We start from the raw sequence: 15,918 nt of genomic DNA, 5'->3' as shown, positions 1-15,918 counted from the left end.
CCATGCGCAAACTTCTTCTGTCGGCGGCAAGCCTGTCGGTGGCCGGGCTGTCCGTGGCCGCGCCGGCCGCGGCCGAGATCTCGGACGGCCGGGTCAAGATCGGCATCCTGAACGACCAGTCGGGCGTCTATGCCGACTTCGGCGGTCAGTACAGCTATCAGGCGGCGCTGATGGCGGTCGAGGATTTCGGCGGCTCGGTTCTGGACATGCCGATCGAGGTCGTGACCGCGGACCACCAGAACAAGGCCGACATCGCCAGCAACATCGCCCGCCAGTGGTACGACACCGAACAGGTGGACGCGATCATGGAGCTGACGACCTCCTCGGTCGCGCTGGCCGTGCAGGCGCTGTCGCGCGACGCCAACAAGATCACCATCACCACCGGCGCCGCCACGACCGAGCTGACCGGCGCGCAGTGCAGCCCCTACGGGTTCCACTGGGCCTATGACACGCATGCGCTGGCCGTGGGCACCGGTGGCGCGCTGGTCGAGCAGGGCGGCGATTCGTGGTACTTCCTGACCGCCGACTATGCCTTCGGCTATTCGCTGGAGGAGCAGACCTCCAGCTTCGTGACCGAGAAGGGCGGGCAAGTGCTGGGCTCGGTCCGCCATCCGCTGTCGACGACCGACTTCTCGTCGTTCCTGCTGCAGGCGCAGGCCTCGGGCGCCAAGGTGATCGGCCTGGCCAATGCCGGCATGGACACCCAGAACGCGATCAAGCAGGCGGCCGAGTTCGGCATCGTGCAGTCGGGCCAGCGCCTGGCCGCGCTGCTGTTCACGCTGGCCGAGGTCCACGGCCTGGGCCTGGAGGCCGCGCAGGGCCTGACCCTGACCGAGAGCTTCTACTGGAACCGCACGCCCGAGACGGCCGAGTTCGGCCAGCGCTTCATGGACAAGACCGGCGCCATGCCGAACATGATCCATGCCGGCACCTATTCCGCCGTGACCGCCTATCTGAAGGCGATCGAGGCCGCCGGCACCGACGAGACCGAGGCCGTGGCCGCCAAGCTGCATGAGCTTCCCGTCAAGGACGTCTTCGCCGAGAACGGCCGCGTGGCGCCCAACGGCCGGATGATCTCGGACGTCTACCTGCTGGAGGTCAAGGCGCCGGGCGAGAGCGACGTGGCCTGGGACTACTTCAACGTGGCCGCCACCATTCCGGGCGATCAGGCCTATCTGGACCCGGCCGACAGCGGTTGCCCGCTGGTCACCAACTGATCGGTCGGACGATGACCCTCTCTGCATCCCCGCAGAGCCAGCCGCGGGTGGTCCTGACCGCCCGCGGCCTCGGCAAGATCTTCGGCGGCTTCGCGGCCGTCAGCAACGTGGACCTGGATGTCCATCACGCGCAGATCCATGCGCTGATCGGACCCAACGGGGCAGGCAAGACCACGGTCTTCAACCTGCTGACCAAGTTCCTGCAGCCCAGTTCGGGGCGCATCACGCTGCTGGGCACCGACATCACCAATGCAAAGCCCGACAAGGTCGCGCGCATGGGCATGGTGCGGTCGTTCCAGATCTCGGCTGTGTTCCCGCACCTGACCGTGCTGGAGAACGTCAAGATCGCGCTGCAGCGGCCCGCGGGCCTGGCGGTGCAGTTCTGGCGTCCGCTCTCGGCGCTGGACCGGCTGAACGACCGGGCGGGTGCGCTGATCGAGGATCTGGGCCTGACGCCCTATCGCGATACGCGGGCGGCCGATCTCTCCTACGGGCGCAAGCGCGTGCTGGAGATCGCGACGACGCTGGCGCTGGACCCGCAGGTGCTGCTTCTGGACGAGCCGATGGCCGGGATGGGGCAGGAGGACGTGCGCATGGTCGCCGACATCATCCGCTCCGTCGCCCAGAGCCGCGCCGTCCTGATGGTCGAGCACAACCTGAGCGTCGTGGCCGACATCTGCCACCACGTCACAGTGCTGCAGCGCGGAGAGATCATCGCCCAGGGCGATTACGCGACCGTCAGCCAGGACAGCCGCGTGCGGACGGCCTACATGGGCACGGAGGACTGAATGGCACCGCTGTTGAACGTGGCCGGGCTTCAGGCCTGGTATGGCGAAAGCCACATCCTGCACGGCGTCGACCTGCATGTGAACGAAGGCGAGATGATCTGCATCCTGGGCCGCAACGGGATGGGCAAGACCACCACGCTGCGCTCGATCATGGGGATCCTGCGCAAGCGCACGGGCCGGATCGAGTTCGCGGGCCGCGACCTGATGAGCGTCCCGCTGCACAAGGTGGCGCATGCCGGTCTGGGCTTCGTCCCCGAGGAGCGCGGCATCTTCGCCACCCTGACGGTGGAGGAGAACCTGATGCTGCCTCCGGTCGTCGCCAAGGGCGGCATGTCGGTCGACGAGATCTATGCGCTGTTCCCGAACCTGGCCGAACGCCGCGCCAGCCCCGGCACCAAGCTGTCGGGCGGCGAGCAGCAGATGCTGGCCATGGCGCGCATCCTGCGCACCGGCGCGCGCTGCCTGCTGCTGGACGAGCCGACCGAGGGCCTGGCCCCCGTCATCATCCAGCGCATCGGAGAGGTGCTGGTCGAACTGAAGAAGCGCGGCATGACCGTGGTCCTGGTCGAGCAGAACTTCCGCTTCGCCTCCAAGGTGGCCGACCGGTTCTACCTGATGGATCACGGCCAGATGGTCGCGGAATTCCCGGTCGATCAGCTGCCGCAGCGGATGGACATGCTGAACACGGTTCTGGGGGTCTGACATGACAATGATATTCGGCATCCCCGTCCAGGCCCTGATGGGCCAGCTGCTGGTCGGGCTGATCAACGGGTCGTTCTATGCGCTGCTGTCCTTGGGGCTGGCGGTGATCTTCGGCCTGCTGCGCGTGATCAACTTTGCCCATGGGGCGCAATACATGCTGGGCGCGTTCATCGCGCTGCTGCTGGCGGTGCATGGCGGCATCGGCTACTGGCCGGCGCTGATCCTGGCGCCGCTGATCGTCGGGGTCACCGGCGCGCTGATCGAGCGCACGATGCTGTCGCGCCTCTACAAGCTGGACCCGCTCTACGGGCTGCTGTTCACCTTCGGCCTGGCGCTGACCATCGAGGGGACGTTCCGCTACTTCTTCGGCGCGTCGGGCTCGCCCTATGCGGCGCCCGCGGCGCTGACCGGGGGCGTGAACCTGGGCTTCATGTTCCTGCCCGTCTATCGGGGCTGGGTGGTGATCGCCTCGCTGGCCGTCTGCATCGGCATCTGGCTGCTGATCGAGAAGACCAAGCTGGGCGCCTATCTGCGCGCCGCGACCGAGAACCCGGTCCTGGTCCAGAGCTTCGGCGTCAACGTGCCGCTGCTGCTGACGCTGACCTACGGTCTGGGGGCGGCGCTGGCGGGCTTCGCGGGCGTGCTGGCCGCGCCCGTCTATCAGGTCAGCCCGCTGATGGGGTCGAACCTGATCATCATCGTCTTCGCGGTCGTGGTCGTGGGCGGCATGGGGTCGATCCTGGGCGCCATCATCACCGGCTATCTGCTGGGCATCGCCGAGGGGCTGACCAAGGTCTTCTATCCCGAGGCCTCCAACATCGTCATCTTCGTCATCATGGCGATCGTCCTGATCCTGCGTCCGGCGGGCCTGTTCGGAAAGGATGCCTGACATGGCACATCACGGCACTGACATCGCGGCACCCGCCGCCCATCCGCGCGCCGCGACCTTCAAGGCGGGGCTGCTGCTGGTCCTCCTGGCGCTGCTCCTGGCGGCCCCGTTCTTCCTCTATCCCATCTTCCTGATGAAGCTTCTGTGCTTCGCGCTGTTCGCGGCGGCCTTCAACCTGCTCTTGGGCTACACGGGCCTTCTGTCCTTCGGGCATGCGGCCTTCTTCGGGGGGGCGGCCTACTTCACCGGCCACGCCGTCAAGGTCTGGGGCCTGTCGCCAGAACTGGGCATCCTGACCGGCATGGCCGGGGCGGCGCTTCTGGGGGTGGTGATGGGCGCCATCGCCATCCGGCGGCAGGGGATCTACTTCGCGATGATCACCCTGGCGCTCAGCCAGATGTTCTTCTTCTTCTGCGTGCAGGCGGCCTTCACCCATGGCGAGGACGGGCTGCAATCCATCCCGCGCGGGCGGCTGTTCGGGATGCTGGACCTGTCGGACACCACGACGATGTACTTCTTCGTGCTGGCGGTCTTCCTGCTGGGCATCGCGATCATCTGGCGTATCGTCAACTCGCCCTTCGGCATGATCCTGAAGTCGATCCGCGAGAACGAGCAGCGGGCCATCTCGCTCGGCTACGCGGTCGGGCGCTACAAGCTGGCGGCCTTCGTGATGTCGGCCACGCTGGCGGGCATGGCAGGCGGGTTGAAGTCGCTGGTCTTCCAGTTCGCCACCCTGACCGATGTCGGCTGGCAGATGTCGGGCGAGGTGATCCTGATGACGCTTCTGGGCGGCATCGGCACGCTGATCGGGCCGGTCTTCGGCGCGGGCATCGTGGTCACGCTGCAGAACTATCTGGCGACCTCGGACTTTCCGGTGACGATCATCACCGGCGTGGTGTTCATGGCCTGCGTCCTGGTCTTCCGCCGGGGCCTGGTGGGCGAGTTCTATGCCTCGCGCATCGGCCGCGCCCTGGGCTTCACGCGAGAGCAATGACGATGGACAGCTTCGACTATGTCGTGATCGGCGCGGGCAGCGCCGGTTGCGTGATGGCCAACCGACTGTCGGCCGACCCCCGCAACCGCGTCCTGCTGCTGGAGGCGGGGGGCAGCGACAACTACCACTGGGTGCATATCCCGGTGGGCTATCTCTACTGCATCAACAACCCGCGCACGGACTGGTGCTTCACCACCGCGCCGGAGCCGGGGCTGAACGGGCGGGTGCTGAACTATCCGCGCGGCAAGGTCCTGGGTGGCTGCTCCTCCATCAACGGCATGATCTACATGCGCGGACAGGCGCGCGACTATGACATCTGGCGGCAGATGGGCTGTCCGGGCTGGGGCTGGGACGATGTCGTGCCGATCTTCCGCGCCCAGCTGGACCATTACCGCGGCGCCGGAGAGCATCACGGCACGGGCGGCGAATGGCGCGTCGAGCAGGCCCGCGTGCGGTGGGCGGTGCTGGACGCCTTCCTGGACGCGGCCGAACAGGCGGGCATCCCGCGGGTGGACGACTTCAACACCGGCGACAACGAAGGCGGCGGCTATTTCGACGTGAACCAGCGGTCGGGCCTGCGCTGGAACACGGCCAAGGCCTTTCTGCGGCCCGCCATGCGGCGCCCTAATCTGCGCGTCGAGACCCATGCCCAGGTCCAGAACCTGGTGTTGGAGGAGGGGCGGGTGACCGGCGTCATCTATCTCCAGAACGGCCAGCGGCACGAGGTGCGCGCCTCGCGCGAGACGGTGCTCTGCGCCGGGGCCATCGGATCGCCGCATGTGCTGGAGCTGTCGGGCATCGGCCGGGGCGACGTGATCTCGGCCGCGGGCATCACCCCTCGGGTGCAGGTCGACGCCGTGGGCGAGAACCTCCAGGATCACCTGCAGCTGCGGCTGGTCTACAAGGTCCATGGCGTTCCGACGCTGAACGAGCAGGCCAGCAGCCTGTGGGGCAAGGCGCGGATCGGGGCGCAGTACCTGTTCTCGCGATCCGGCCCGATGTCGATGGCGCCCAGCCAGGTGGGGATCTTCACCCGGTCAGGTCCCGACAAGGAGACGGCCGATCTGGAATACCACGTCCAGCCCGTGTCGCTGGACAAGTTCGGCGACCGCGTCCATCCCTTCCCGGCGATGACCGCCAGCGTCTGCAACCTGCGTCCCGACAGCCGCGGATCGGTCCATCTGACCGGGCCGGACCCGGCGATGCAGCCCGCGATCGCGCCGAACTATCTCTCGACCGAGAGCGACCGCGAGGTGGCGGTGCGCGCGATCCGGCTGACGCGGCGGATCGCCGCCCAGCCCGCCTTCGCCCGCTTCCGCCCCGAGGAGTTCCGCCCCGGCGCCGCCGTCCAGAGCGACGAGGACCTTGCCCGCGCCGCCGGCGACATCGGCACGACGATCTTTCACCCGGTCGGCACCTGCCGAATGGGCGGCGATCCGGGCAGCGTGGTCGATCCGCGCCTGCGGATGCGCGCGGTGGGGGGCTTGCGCATCGCGGATGCCTCGATCATGCCGACGATCACGTCCGGGAACACCAACTCTCCCACGGTGATGATCGCCGAGAAGGCCGCGCGCATGATCCTGGAGGACGCCCGCGCCTTGGCCTGATGGGTCGCGGTTTCACGGGCCTTGGGCCGTCGCGGCGCTCTTACCAATTGCCGCGCGCCGTCTCGCAGGAGCGTGGTGGGTACTCTTCGCTGCTGCAGCGGGGTGGAGGCTGGGCTGGATCTGTCTTGTCCTGGTAGGCTCCTGACCCCGTCAGGTGGCCTGGATGTCTCCGGTCCGACGTGGCGCGGGCGATGGCAGCGGTTGTTGGCGAAAACACGACGCTTCGATTGCAACTGCCGCCGCAAATGTCTAACCATTCGGGACGTCACCGTTCGGAAGGGCAGCAAACCCGGTGGTTTGGCCGGACTTCAAATCCGGTGGGGGCAGCGAGACTGTCCCGGGTGGGTTCGACTCCCATTCCCTTCCGCCACACGCCGCCCCGCGAAGTGCTTTCGTCCCGCGGAAGTGTTCACGTTCCCGAGGATGCTTGCAAGGCGCCTGCTGAGGTCACGCAATACGGGTCGGCCGATCGAGGCAGATATCTCGGTGCGCCCGGCGTCGATTGGTGACGCAAATCGACGCTGGATTGTCGGGGTCAGGCATGGGGCGCCCTACGCCCAACCGGGGCATCCACACGACAGGTCTCTAGGCTCCAGACTCATTGAGTTTCACAGCCAGAACAAGACGGTTGCGGCGAGCATAATAGCTGAGAAGAACGTTTCCGGGCAGCGGTCATAACGGGTTGCGACGCGCCTCCAGTCCTTCAGACGCCCGAACATGATTTCGATGCGGTTACGCCTTTTGTAACGCCGCTTGTCGTATTTGACGACCTTCTTGCGGGACTTCCGTCCGGGGATGCAAACCTTTATCCCCTTGTCTTTCAACGCGTCTCTGAACCAATCAGCGTCGTAGCCCCTGTCGGCCAGAAGCCACCCAGCCTTCGGCAGGCTGCCCAGCAGCGCCGCCGCGCCGGTGTAATCGCTGACCTGGCCGGCCGACATGAAGAACCCGATCGGCCGCCCGTTGGCATCGGCGACAGCGTGCAACTTGGTGTTCATACCGCCTTTGGTGCGCCCGATCTGGCGCCCGCGCCCCCCTTTTTCACCCCATGGCTTGAGGCCGTGCGGTGTGCCTTGGAGATAGGTCGCGTCGATCATGATCGTCTTGTGCTCGGCGCTCTCGGCGGCAAGGCCGACCATGATCCGGGCAAAAACCCCGTTGTCGCTCCAGCGCTTCCAGCGGTTGTAGAGGGTTTTGGCCGGGCCGTATTCCTTCGGCGCGTCACACCACCGCAACCCATTGCGATTGATGAAGATTATGCCGCTGAGGACACGGCGATCATCGACGCGGGGCTTGCCATGGCTTTTGGGAAAGAACGGTTTCAGACGCTCCATCTGGGCGTCGCTCAGCCAGTAAAGATTACTCATCGATCAGGTCTCCTTGAGGAGCCTGAATCACGCGAAAAGCATGAAATCAATGGGTCTGGAGCCTAGGAGCCGTACATGGACCCGTGCTGCAAGAACGGTCGTGCCGCCACTGTCGAGGACGTCGCGGTGGAGCAGACCAACGACGATCTATCGGAATGCCGCCATCGACCCTGACGACCGAACCCACGGACCGGTCTCATGTGCCGCCGCTGCTGCAGTTCGGCATGCCGATCAGTGCCCGACCAAGGCGGCCTTATCACATCACGATTCTCGCCCGGGCAGCGTGCCGGAAGCCACCCCGACCCGCATGTTTGCCGGAACAGGGATCACGCTGTGCCAGCCCCCGGATCAGCCGCGCCGGGACCTCGGGATCGCAACTGCCACTGATGCCCGCGACCGTGACGGGTTTCGCTCTTCCTCGGGCATACAGTGGCGCTGATGCAGCGACAGCTGAATCCAGCCCGAAGCGCGATGAGGAGAAACCGTTCTCCACATCCGGTCGTTCACCGGGCTGTCAGATCACCCGCTCTGCTCTGACGCTACAGGCAAGCTGCCATCGCAGACCAGAGCCGTGTCTTCACCCTTGGGTGCATCGGCGATCACCTTTCGCATCGGGATCACGGCATTGAAAGCCGCGACCGTGGGGTCGTACCACTTTGTCGATATCCGGATCGGAACCTACATCACCCCGCACCGGTACCACTGATGTCGACCCTGTCGGTTGCGCCATCTCTTATGAAATCGGCAAGTCCGTCTAGCGCGGTCCGTGCACCGGGTGGCTGCAAGGCACATTCCCAAACCACCGCAGTCCGCCAGCCCAAGGCCGCCAATGCATCAAGGGCGCGCTGGTCCCTAGCCATGTTGGCCTCGAACTTCGCAGCCCAGAAGTCCACATTCGTAGACGGTGTCGTCGCCTTGCGACAGCTGTGATGTCTGTGCCAGAAGCATCCGTGGACGAAGATCGCGGTGCGCCATTTCGTCAACACGATGTCTGGTGAACCGGGGAGCTTGCGCTCATTGAGCCGAAACCGGAAGCCCATGGCATGAAGAGACCTGCGAACCAGCAACTCCGGCTTCGTGTCGCGTCCACGGATCTTGGCCATAGCCTTGGAGCGGGTCTGTCTGTCCATCACGTCGGTCATATGTTCGACATGGGGCTTCGGGGCGATGGTTTCCACCTGGCGAGCGTATGAACTTTTCCGCTAAGGCGGCACCGCGAAGCAAAATCATGAACCGCGCTGGGTCTGGCGGAGGCTGATCGGAGTTGGTTGCGGGGCCATGGTGTGGGTTTCCGGTGCTGCAAGGACGTCGGCCTCGTCTTCTGCGGGCGGTATGGTCCCCATGGGCTCGAGAGGCCGGCGGTCGTTGAACCGGTCCACCCGTTCGAGCGTCGCGCAGTCCACGGCTTGCAAGCCGCGCCATGGGCCGTGCCGGTGGATGACCTAAGCCTTGAACAGGCCGTCGATCGTCTCGGCCGAGGCGTCGTCGCAGCCGTCGCCGACGCTGCCCACCGAGGGTTCGATACCGGCCTCCGCCAAGCGCTCCGTGCAGCGGATGGACAGGCCCCGCGAGCCCCATGCCCCTTCCCGGGCGGCGATCATGCACCGCCAAGCCCCGCATGCGCCGAACCGCTGACGCGCCAGAGGGCGATCCTGCGGGCATTGGCGTCGATGATCGAGCCATGGGAGCGCCACCGGTCCGAGCGACCATGGCGAGGGGCGAGATGGACGAAACCCTTTCAGGCGGCGACGCAGGTGAAATCGTCGTCCGTCGGGCCGGAACCGATGGCGCCGCGATGGACGACTCCGCAGCATGTCCGGGGCCGGACCGCGGAACCGGCGGTTCTCCCTGTCTAGCTGACAGCGGGCCTTCCTGTCCGGGATCGTCGTCCTGTGCGGCCTGCCGCGGATGATGCCGTGACTGCCCATGCTCCTCATCAGCCGTGCCACCGTGCATCGCGCGACATCGAAGCCCTCACGGCCAAGCTGTCGCCAGACCTTCCGGACACCATGGACCCGCCAGTTCTCCTCGAACACGCGAAGGACCTCGGGGCGCGACACCTCGTCCTGACGTGCCCGATCCGACAGCCGAGACGGATCGGCTCGCGTCGCCAGGTGATCATGACGGGTGGACGGGGCGATCGGCGGCACGTCGCAGATCGGTCCTGTCCATCGGACTGGGACCGATGGCGCCGCGATGGCCAGGCCCCGTGCGCATCCCGGTGCGCGTCGATGAGAGCCACCATCACCTCGACCGGCGGTCGAGCTGCGCCATGACAAGACATGCCGACGCCCTGCGAAGGATCTCGTTCGTCGGGAAAGCAGTCCACTGGACTGCTTTCTGATCCTCCTCATCCCGGCGCAGCCCGCGGTTTTGGCGCCTTCATCCTCCCGGTCCTCTCGCCAGAGACGCCCGGACGCTTGCCGCCATCGACCTCGGCCTTCCCGACCCGATCGTTCACGGTCTGCGGCGCACAGCCGATCCTCGCCGAAATCGACACGACCGCCTGCCATCGCGCGTCACTCCGACCCTCCCTGTCCGGGATCGACCGCACCGCGCGATCACGCACTCCGGAGAGAACCTGTCGGTGCATGGTCGCTTGGAGTCAGCCATAGCTCAGTACAGGGGGTGTTCAGGTCGTGTTCGACAAAGGCCTCGATCACCCGGAGCTTCGCCGTGATGGTCACGTCGCCATCGCAATCACTGGTGGTCCTTCCCGGATGACCCTGGATCGCGTCGAGGGCACGAACTGGTGCGCCCTGCTCAAGGCCCAACGTCTTGAACCTGTGGCGAAAGCCATAGTTCGGTTGAAGACCGTCAGGCGCCAGCCCCAAGCGGTTCAGCAATTTGCTGAGCTCATCAAATATCGCCCGCGCTCAAAACATAGTTCTCCGGCGAAGGTGCCCGATGAAACAGTGGCCCAGCTGCGGCTTTTGTGACGAAATCTGCGAATCCCATTGACACCAGCTGCGGATGCCAAGGCACGTCGCGAAACTGTCCCGTCTTCATTGATCCCGCCTCAGGGGTGATGCGCATGATCCACCTGCCGGCCTCGATGCGGAGATCCTCCTCTCGAAGCTGGGTGAGTTCGGTGGGACGCGCGCCCGAGAAGGCTGCCAGCAGCGGCACCCATCGTTTGGCATCCGAGAGCCACGACCGCTCCTGGTTTGCCGGGTTCTTCCGATGCGGTGGCTGGTAGTGATGCGCGGCCTCGAAGATACGTGTCGCTTCGAGAGTGCTGTAGCCTCTCTCGCGCATCTGGATAGTTCGTGGAACCTGCTGTTGGACGCTGGACGCCTCATTCGGCGGCAGGCGGTCGTTATAATGCGCCCATTTCAGAACGGCCCGGACTGCTGCCAGATACTTGTCGGACACCGTTTTCGGTGTCTTGCACGACGAGAGCAGCGCGTCACGCCAATCCTCCCGGCATCGTGATGACCGCAAAATTTTCGCAGGTCGGCGATTGCGAGGTTCCAGTTCGTACCCCCGTCACAGTGTTTTCCCAACTGCTGTTGCGAGAGGATGTCGTCCGCGAAGAGACGCTGCAGGCTGATCCGCGTCTGTGCGAGGACTGGACGGTGCGTTGGCTGCAGGAGCGGGTCGACGGATCGGCCTTCGAAGTTCCCTGCATCACGCTTGAGGGTCTGCGTGAGTGCCGCAATCTCTGCCCGAACCACCGCGGCCGAAAGCATTTGCCGATCCTGAAACCCGCGCGCAGCTGCAAGCGAATGCTCCTCGACGGCGCGATCTGTACTGATCTCGACAAGTGTGTAGTCTCCGGCGCCGAGCCTGACCTAGAGAGCCTCCATGCGCGACCGGAGCAGACGTCCGTCGTGCTCGCCTCTCATCAGCTCATAATCCGTCTGCGCCATTATGGTACCGACGGGGTCCTCGCTGTCACCGACCTCACCTGTCTCGATCTTCTGCGTGAATTGAGCACACTCGGCCTGCTGATTTTCGAGGCTTGGCATGCGCTCCTGTTTCGCATCGTAATACGAGATGACTTGGTCGTAATGCCGGTGTGCAAGCTACTGGATGATTTCCGGGGTCATGGGAAGGCAGACTTAGGCCGGGTCGGCGGCGGCGTGATTCCGCGATGCTAGGACGCGGTCTCCTCCCAAGTGTTCCGTCGGCTGTGTCCTTCCGCGGAGGAAGGGTCGCAGGCCTCGGGAATGGCGATCCGCGCCCGGAAGCGGCCGTTCTTTCCCTTCCGGTGACGTCGTGATCCCGCCATGTCGCAACCTTCATTCATGCACTTGCTCCGGCACCAGAAATGGAACCAAGGCCCACAAAACAAGGCATTTTCATATGGGAGGGTTGGGATGGTGCTGTGAGAGAGGATTGAACTCTCGACCTCACCCTTACCAAGGGTGTGCTCTACCACTGAGCTACCACAGCATCGTGAGGCGGCGTTTAGACAATGCCGCGGAGGCGCGCAAGGGGGTGGATGCGAATTTTCGCGATTTTGGCGAATGACGGCCAAGGCCGCGTGCGTTTGCTGGACGGGAGGCGCGCGCGGCGCTAACAGATCTGCCATGACCGACCGCAACCGTGACAAGCCTGCATCGTCCGACCGCGAGGAGCGCCTGCGCGAGGCGCTGCGCGCGAATCTGGCACGCCGCAAGGCGCAGGCGCGCGCGCGGGCCGGACGGACCGACAACGAGACCGCCCCGGACGCGGGCGGCGAGACAGGCAAGGACAGCTGATGGACCAGATCATCGTCACGGGGAACGGCCCGCTTCACGGGGAGATCCCCATCGCGGGCGCCAAGAACGCCTGCCTGACGCTGATGCCCGCGACGCTGCTGACGGACCAGCCGCTGACGCTGACCAATGCGCCGCGCCTGTCCGACATCCGCACCATGACCGCGCTGCTGGGCTCTCTGGGCGCGGAGGTGGCGAGCCTCCAGGAGGGCCAGGTTCTGGCCCTGTCCAGCCATGCGATGACCAGCCACCGGGCGGAATACGACATCGTGCGCAAGATGCGCGCCTCGATCCTGGTGCTGGGGCCGATGCTGGCGCGCGACGGCGTGGCCGAGGTCTCGCTGCCGGGCGGCTGCGCGATCGGCGCGCGGCCGGTGGATCTGCATCTGCGCGCGCTGGAGGCGATGGGCGCGACGCTGGACCTGCGTGATGGCTATGTCCATGCCAAGGCGCCGGCGGGCGGGCTGAAGGGCGCGGTCTTCGAATTTCCGGTCGTGTCCGTGGGTGCGACCGAGAACGCGCTGATGGCGGCCACGCTGGCACGCGGCACGACGGTGCTGAAGAATGCCGCGCGCGAACCCGAGATCGTCGATCTGGCCCAGTGCCTGCGCGCGATGGGCGCCCAGATCGAGGGCGAGGGGACCGGCACCATCACCATTCAGGGCGTGCAGGCGCTGCACGGGGCGACGCATCGCGTCGTCACCGACCGGATCGAGCTGGGCACCTACATGCTGGCGCCCGCCATGTGCGGCGGCGAGGTCGAGCTGCTGGGCGGGCGGATCGCCCTGCTGGCCGCCTTCTGCGAGAAGCTGGACGAGGCCGGGATCAGCGTCGAGGAGACCGAGCGCGGCCTGAAGGTCGCGCGCAAAAACGGTCGCGTGCGCGCCGTGAATGTCCGCACCGAGCCCTTCCCCGGTTTCCCGACCGACCTTCAGGCGCAGTTCATGGCGGTGATGTGCATGGCCGAAGGCACGTCGGTGCTGGAGGAGACGATCTTCGAGAACCGCTTCATGCATGCGCCCGAACTGGCCCGCATGGGCGCGCAGATCGAGGTTCACGGCGGTCATGCGACCGTCACCGGGGTCGAGAAGCTGCGCGGGGCGCCGGTCATGGCGACCGACCTGCGCGCCTCGGTCAGCCTGATCCTGGCGGGGATGGCCGCGGAAGGCCAGACCACCGTCAGCCGCGTCTATCACCTGGATCGCGGATACGAGCATGTCGTGCGCAAGCTGCGCGGCGTGGGTGCCCATATCGAACGCGTCAAGGAGGAGTGATCCATGCCACAGGATGCCCGTTTCGCCGATGCCGACCCCCGGCCGCTGGCCCTGAGGGCCGAGGACGAGGTCGATCTGCGCATCCTGTCGACGCTGGTGCAGGACGCGGTGCTGACCGGGGCCGACATCACCCATGACGCGCGCGCGCGGCGGCTGGCGCTGCTGGTCACGCGCTTCCGGTGGGAGGATGCGGGCGAGGCCCAGGCCCAAGGCCGCGAGTTCGAGCGCGTGCGCTCCGTGCTGGTCATCGGCGACGTGATGCGCGTGGTCAGTGACGGCGTCGGCCGCGATGCGGACACGGTCCTGTCGCTGCTGGCGATCCGCTGGCAGGGCGGAGAGGACGGCACCGGCCGCCTGTCGCTGGACTTCGCGGGCGACGGCACGATCCTGGTCGATGTCGAATGCATCAACCTGGACCTGCACGACGTGACGCGCCCGCATCGGGCGGTCTCGGGCAAGGCGCCGGCGCATCCGGACTGAGGCCGGGCCGCAGGTAGACGGCCCGCGGCATCCTGTCCGCGCCCCGGCGCTTGAGCCGGCCGGGGGCGCGGGGTAGGGCGCGCAGGAACATGAAGGGAATGAAGATGCCGGTCTTTCTGAACAGCGCCGATGCCGATTTCGAACAGGGCTTTCGTGCCATGCTGGGCGCCAAGCGCGAGGATTCGACCGATGTGAACGACGCGGTCGCGGCGATCATCCGCGACGTGCGCGAGCGGGGCGATGCCGCGCTGTGCGATCTGACCTTGCGCTTCGACCGGCTGGACCTGACGCCCGCGACGCTGCGCTTCTCGCCCGAGGAGATCGCCGAGCAGGTGGCCCGCGTGACGCCCGAGGACCGCGCCGCCCTGGCGCTGGCCGCCGAGCGCATCCGCGCCTATCACGCCCGGCAGATGCCCGAGGATGCCAGCTGGACCGACCCCGAGGGCGCGACCTTGGGCTGGCGCTGGTCGGCGGTTTCGGCGGCGGGTCTCTATGTGCCGGGCGGGCAGGCGGCCTATCCCTCCAGCGTGCTGATGAACGCGATCCCCGCGCGGGTCGCGGGGGTGGAGCGGCTGGTCATCTGCGTGCCGACGCCCGGCGGGGTGATCAACCCGCTGGTCCTGCTGGCCGCGCAGCTGTCCGGCGTGGACGAGATCTATCGCATCGGCGGCGCGCAGGCGGTGGCGGCGATGGCTTACGGCACCGACACCATCCAGCCTGTCGACAAGATCACCGGGCCGGGCAACGCCTATGTCGCGGCGGCCAAGCGGCAGGTCTTTGGCCGGGTGGGCATCGACATGATCGCGGGCCCGTCGGAGGTCCTGGTCATCGCCGATGGCGAGCAGAATCCCGAATGGCTGGCCTGGGACCTGCTGGCGCAGGCCGAGCATGACGCCGATGCGCAGTCGATCCTGATCACCACCGATCCGGCCATGGCCCGCGCCGTGGCCGCCGAGGTGGAGCGGATCATCCCGACGCTGGAGCGCGCGGCCATCGCGGGGGCCAGCTGGCGCGATTACGGCACGCTGATCGTGGTGGAGGACCTGGATCAGGCGGCGGCCCTGTCCAACCGCATCGCGCCCGAGCATCTGGAGCTGTGCGTGGCAGACCCCGAGACGCTGGCCGCGAAATGCATCCATGCCGGCGCGATCTTTCTGGGCGCGCACACGCCCGAAGCGGTGGGCGACTATGTCAGCGGTCCGAATCACGTCCTGCCCACGGCGCGTTCGGCGCGGTTCAGTTCGGGCCTGTCGGTGATGGATTTCCTCAAGCGGACGACCATGGCGCGGCTGACGCCGGGGGCATTGGCCGCGATCGGACCGGCCGCCGTGCGTCTGGCCGCATCGGAGGGCTTGCAGGCGCATGGCGCTTCGGTTCAGGCTCGGCTTGGGACCTTGAACGAAAGACCGCATGAATGACGCGCATCATCCGGATCGAGATCGACGACAGCGCCATCCCGCCCGCCACGCCCGAGATGGAGCAGGAGCGACGCGTCGCGATCTTCGACCTGATCGAGGATAACAGCTTCACGGTCCCGGCCCGCGACGGCCAGCCCGCGCCCGACGGTCCCTTCGTGCTGGAGCTGTGCATCCGCGAAGGGCGGCTGGTCTTCGACGTCACCGCCGAGGACGCGACCAAGGTGGCCGAGTTCCACCTGTCGCTCGGGCCGTTCCGGCAGGTGGTCAAGGACTACTTCCAGATCTGCCAGAGCTATTTCGAGGCCGTGAAGCGCCTGCCGCCCGCGCAGATCGAGGCCATCGACATGGCCCGGCGCGGCATCCACAACGAGGGCGCCCGCACCCTGCAGGAGCGGCTGGAGGGCAAGGCCGGGCTGGACATCGACACGGCGCGGCGCCTGTTCACCCTGATCTGCGCGCTGATCCCGCAGGCCTGACCC

The 15,918-nt window shown here is 66.5% G+C and carries 15 protein-coding genes, 2 tRNA genes, 1 pseudogene and 1 other annotated feature; of the genes and pseudogenes, 13 read left to right on the top strand and 5 right to left on the bottom strand.

What is annotated here, in order from left to right:
- The first annotated feature begins 2 nt into the window (after window positions 1–2).
- The 7 genes from AACG61_RS10430 (at window position 3) to AACG61_RS10400 (ending at window position 6,567) form a co-directional block, all read left to right on the top strand.
- A complete protein-coding gene (locus tag AACG61_RS10430; RefSeq protein ID WP_411837069.1) occupies window positions 3–1,217 on the top strand; it encodes an ABC transporter substrate-binding protein in 1,215 nt (404 codons plus the stop codon).
- An 11-nt stretch (window positions 1,218–1,228) separates the two neighbouring features.
- Window positions 1,229–2,005 carry an ABC transporter ATP-binding protein gene (locus AACG61_RS10425; protein ID WP_411837068.1) on the top strand — a complete coding sequence of 259 codons (777 nt, stop codon included), beginning with the start codon at window positions 1,229–1,231 and terminating at the stop codon, window positions 2,003–2,005.
- A complete protein-coding gene (locus AACG61_RS10420) occupies window positions 2,006–2,707 on the top strand; it encodes an ABC transporter ATP-binding protein (RefSeq protein WP_411837067.1) in 702 nt (233 codons plus the stop codon).
- Window position 2,708: 1 nt separating this feature from the next.
- Window positions 2,709–3,596, top strand: a complete 888-nt coding sequence (locus AACG61_RS10415) for a branched-chain amino acid ABC transporter permease (RefSeq protein WP_411837066.1) — start codon at window positions 2,709–2,711, stop codon at window positions 3,594–3,596.
- 1 nt (window position 3,597) lies between these two features.
- A complete protein-coding gene (locus tag AACG61_RS10410; protein ID WP_411837065.1) occupies window positions 3,598–4,590 on the top strand; it encodes a branched-chain amino acid ABC transporter permease in 993 nt (330 codons plus the stop codon).
- 2 nt (window positions 4,591–4,592) lie between these two features.
- Window positions 4,593–6,197 (top strand): GMC family oxidoreductase, encoded by a 1,605-nt coding sequence (locus tag AACG61_RS10405; RefSeq protein ID WP_411837064.1) that lies wholly within the window; start codon window positions 4,593–4,595, stop codon window positions 6,195–6,197.
- A gap of 274 nt (window positions 6,198–6,471) precedes the next feature.
- Window positions 6,472–6,567 (top strand) — tRNA-Sec (locus AACG61_RS10400).
- Between the two features lie 238 nt (window positions 6,568–6,805).
- Here the strand turns inward: AACG61_RS10400 and AACG61_RS10395 are convergent.
- From AACG61_RS10395 to AACG61_RS10380, 4 genes and pseudogenes are all read right to left on the bottom strand, one after another.
- A complete protein-coding gene (locus AACG61_RS10395; RefSeq protein WP_411836913.1) occupies window positions 6,806–7,564 on the bottom strand; it encodes an IS5 family transposase in 759 nt (252 codons plus the stop codon).
- Window positions 7,565–8,247: 683 nt separating this feature from the next.
- Window positions 8,248–8,706, bottom strand: a complete 459-nt coding sequence (locus AACG61_RS10390; protein ID WP_411837063.1) for a very short patch repair endonuclease — start codon at window positions 8,704–8,706, stop codon at window positions 8,248–8,250.
- An 84-nt stretch (window positions 8,707–8,790) separates the two neighbouring features.
- Window positions 8,791–10,157 (bottom strand): annotated as a pseudogene (locus AACG61_RS10385) (IS3 family transposase).
- Window positions 9,697–9,851: a sequence feature (AL1L pseudoknot), on the bottom strand. (Overlaps the previous pseudogene by 155 nt.)
- Before the next feature lie 266 nt (window positions 10,158–10,423).
- Entirely contained in the window at window positions 10,424–10,939 is a 516-nt protein-coding gene (locus AACG61_RS10380; RefSeq protein WP_411837062.1) for a hypothetical protein, read from the bottom strand.
- Between the two features lie 59 nt (window positions 10,940–10,998).
- Between AACG61_RS10380 and AACG61_RS10375 the strand changes: the two genes are divergently transcribed.
- Window positions 10,999–11,667: a hypothetical protein gene (locus tag AACG61_RS10375; RefSeq protein ID WP_411837061.1), complete on the top strand. Its 669-nt coding sequence runs from the start codon at window positions 10,999–11,001 to the stop codon at window positions 11,665–11,667.
- Window positions 11,668–11,887: 220 nt separating this feature from the next.
- Here the strand turns inward: AACG61_RS10375 and AACG61_RS10370 are convergent.
- Window positions 11,888–11,962: transfer RNA gene (locus AACG61_RS10370), tRNA-Thr, on the bottom strand.
- Window positions 11,963–12,099: 137 nt separating this feature from the next.
- On the opposite strand from AACG61_RS10370, the gene AACG61_RS10365 reads away from it, so the two are divergent.
- The 5 genes from AACG61_RS10365 (at window position 12,100) to AACG61_RS10345 (ending at window position 15,915) form a co-directional block, all read left to right on the top strand.
- Window positions 12,100–12,270: a hypothetical protein gene (locus AACG61_RS10365; RefSeq protein ID WP_411837060.1), complete on the top strand. Its 171-nt coding sequence runs from the start codon at window positions 12,100–12,102 to the stop codon at window positions 12,268–12,270.
- Entirely contained in the window at window positions 12,270–13,541 is a 1,272-nt protein-coding gene (murA, locus tag AACG61_RS10360) for a UDP-N-acetylglucosamine 1-carboxyvinyltransferase (protein WP_411837059.1), read from the top strand. The genes AACG61_RS10365 and murA overlap by 1 nt, the downstream gene beginning before the upstream one ends.
- 3 nt (window positions 13,542–13,544) lie before the next feature.
- Window positions 13,545–14,021, top strand: coding sequence for a DUF2948 family protein (locus AACG61_RS10355; protein WP_411837058.1), 477 nt, complete (start codon window positions 13,545–13,547; stop codon window positions 14,019–14,021).
- A gap of 104 nt (window positions 14,022–14,125) precedes the next feature.
- A complete protein-coding gene (hisD, locus tag AACG61_RS10350; protein WP_411837057.1) occupies window positions 14,126–15,439 on the top strand; it encodes a histidinol dehydrogenase in 1,314 nt (437 codons plus the stop codon).
- Window positions 15,436–15,915 carry a UPF0262 family protein gene (locus tag AACG61_RS10345; RefSeq protein WP_411837056.1) on the top strand — a complete coding sequence of 160 codons (480 nt, stop codon included), beginning with the start codon at window positions 15,436–15,438 and terminating at the stop codon, window positions 15,913–15,915. Before hisD ends, AACG61_RS10345 begins: the two co-directional genes overlap by 4 nt.
- Window positions 15,916–15,918: the final 3 nt, after the last annotated feature.

The organism is Paracoccus sp. ME4, from assembly GCF_046736325.1.
Taxonomy (GTDB): domain Bacteria; phylum Pseudomonadota; class Alphaproteobacteria; order Rhodobacterales; family Rhodobacteraceae; genus Paracoccus.
Note: the sequence above shows the minus strand (reverse complement) of the source record. Positions and strands in the feature narration are given on the sequence as shown.